Genomic DNA, 2271 nt, shown 5'->3' on the forward strand with positions numbered 1-2271 from the left:
CGAAGATTGACTTATTCATTTTATTAGATACATATAAAGCGATAAAGTCAGTACCAGCAGTACTTGCATTACCTCTTAAGGCAATCGCAATCGCAAATCCATAAAGGAATCCACCAAAACAGACATTCAAGATCACATCATCAAATAATGGATCAAATGATAATACCCTTGTGAAAATACTGAAGAAGATAACTTGTAAGAAAGAGAAGAAAACAAACTTCTTACCTATTGTCTTATAACATATAATTGCGACAGGTAGATTGAGTACAATCACAAGTGTGGAAATAGACAATGAATATCCATAAAGCATGCTGATACGATTAATTAGAATCGCAATACCTGTAAAACCACTTGATAAAAGGTCAGAAGGATTCAAAAATGTCTGAAGAACAAATGTCTGTAAGAGTGCCGAAAAGAACACCGCAAAGAAAGTAATAATATATCTTTTATTTGTTTTGTAGGCTGCTGACAAGTTTTTCGACATTTTCCTGGTCCACACTTTCATAATCATTGGCATGTGTGCCAGTATAATAGCTATAAGTGACAGACTTGCCTGAAGTTGTAGGATCTTCTTCATAATCCTTACAAGAAGAATGTACCTGTGAGATACCTGTATGTTTCATTAAAGAGGATGCATTATTATAGTTCACACCACTTCCTGCAAGAATTTCAATATCCTTACCATAATTTTCTTGTAATGATTTGATCTTATCTGCTCCATCTATCGCAGTAGGCTGACCACCGCTTGTCAAAACACGATCAATGCCAAGTTCAATTAATTGACTCATCGCATGGTCTAAATCATCACAGCAGTCAAAGGCGCGATGGAATACAGCCGTACGATGGTATTTATGAATAAGTTCTACAAATTCTCTTGTACGCTTGACATCAATTGTATGATCACTCTTTAAGAAACCAAAAGCGAGACCATCTGCACCATTTTCTAATAGGTCTTCTGCTTCTAATAACATCTGTTTATATTCTATTTCATCATAAGTAAAACCAGCACCACGAGGTCTAACCATACAAATAATAGTCAATTTTGTTTCTCTCTTTAATAATCTTAAAGAGGCCACAGAGGGTGTTAAACCTCCTAAATAAAGAGCACTGTTTAATTCAATGCGTGTGGCTCCACCCTTATAAGCACGTAGGCCATCCTTATAGCTTCCACAACATACTTCAATCATAGTTCTGTATCCTTTCTAGATAATTGATAAAGTGTTAAAGCATAGATTTTAGCATTCGTAATAAGATCCTCTCTTGTCATCCATTCATTTGGATTATGTCCAATACCCTTTTGTCCTGGGAAAGAAGGTCCAAATGGGACGATATGAGGCATCATTTTCGCATAAGTACCACCTGTTGTAGTCACAGGAGTTCCATCATTACCCGTTACATATTCATATGTCTCTTTCATAATTTCTACCATTGGTGCCTTTTTATCAAAATAAACAGGCTTGAAATGAGACACGACTTCATACTCATATCCTTCAATACGATTGAGTTTATCGAGTATTTCTTCTAGTGTAAGTCCTGCCGGATAACTAATAGAAAAACTGAAGTCTTCTTTAGTTAAATGATAGTTACGGATTTCTAATTGTCCAAACTCATCATTCTTATAATCAATACCAAGTCTTTCACCTTTGTTTTGTGTATTTAAGATATACTTATTCATAAAAGTAATCAAATGATCTAGATCAGCTTTCACTTTGATAACAGCACGTCCTCTTTCAGCATAAACAACAGGATATTTACAATCTGGTGTAAAGCCAGCAATAGGTGCTTTTTCATGATCTAAATAATATTTTAAATCCTCAAATCCTGATTCTTCATCACAGCCAAAGATGATACGTACTTCTCTTTCAGGCTTTATGCCAAGTCTCTTTAAAGCAGTAAGGGCATAAAGACATGAAAGAATAGGACCCTTGTTATCTAGAATACCACGGCTATAAATCACACCATCTTCTTCATAAGCACTAAATGGTGGATGTTTCCAGCCTTCACCTACTGGTACAACATCTAAATGACCACAGGCACATACATAATCATCACTTTTACCATAACGTGCATAACCGATATAATGATCAACATCCACTGTTTCAAATCCAAGATCACGAGACAACTGAAGTGTTTCATCAAGTGCATGGCGTACACCTTCTCCAAAAGGAGCATCACTTACAGCCTCAGATTCTTCACTATCAAAACGTACAATACGCAAGATGCCGTCAATCATCTGATCTGCAATCTCATCAAAAGCCTTTAATTATTCAT

Annotated in this window: 3 protein-coding genes; all 3 read right to left on the reverse strand. The window is 35.8% G+C overall.

Annotation, left to right across the window (positions count from 1 at the left end):
* On the reverse strand, positions 1 to 484 hold a 484-nt coding region (locus tag ACT8VG_RS10330; RefSeq protein ID WP_444195818.1), incomplete at its 3' end, for a YitT family protein.
* The gene (locus ACT8VG_RS10335; RefSeq protein ID WP_288704967.1) at positions 447 to 1187 is read right to left on the reverse strand and encodes a copper homeostasis protein CutC; all 741 of its coding nucleotides are present in this window, start codon (positions 1185 to 1187) and stop codon (positions 447 to 449) included. The genes ACT8VG_RS10330 and ACT8VG_RS10335, both read right to left, overlap by 38 nt.
* On the reverse strand, positions 1184 to 2233 hold the full coding sequence (locus ACT8VG_RS10340; RefSeq protein WP_444195819.1) for a Sapep family Mn(2+)-dependent dipeptidase: 1050 nt from the start codon (positions 2231 to 2233) through the stop codon (positions 1184 to 1186). The genes ACT8VG_RS10335 and ACT8VG_RS10340 overlap by 4 nt, the downstream gene beginning before the upstream one ends.
* Between the last annotated feature and the right edge of the window lie 38 nt (positions 2234 to 2271).

It is taken from the genome of Catenibacterium sp. (genome assembly GCF_052354645.1).
Lineage (GTDB): Bacteria > Bacillota_I > Bacilli_A > Erysipelotrichales > Coprobacillaceae > Catenibacterium > Catenibacterium mitsuoka_A.

Bases quoted from the DNA above. Each gene is read 5' to 3' on its own strand.
- ACT8VG_RS10335 (WP_288704967.1), bottom strand. From the start codon at position 1,187: ATGATTGAAGTATGTTGTGGAAGCTATAAGGATGGCCTACGTGCTTAT.
- ACT8VG_RS10340 (WP_444195819.1), bottom strand. From the start codon at position 2,233: ATGATTGACGGCATCTTGCGTATTGTACGTTTTGATAGTGAAGAATCT.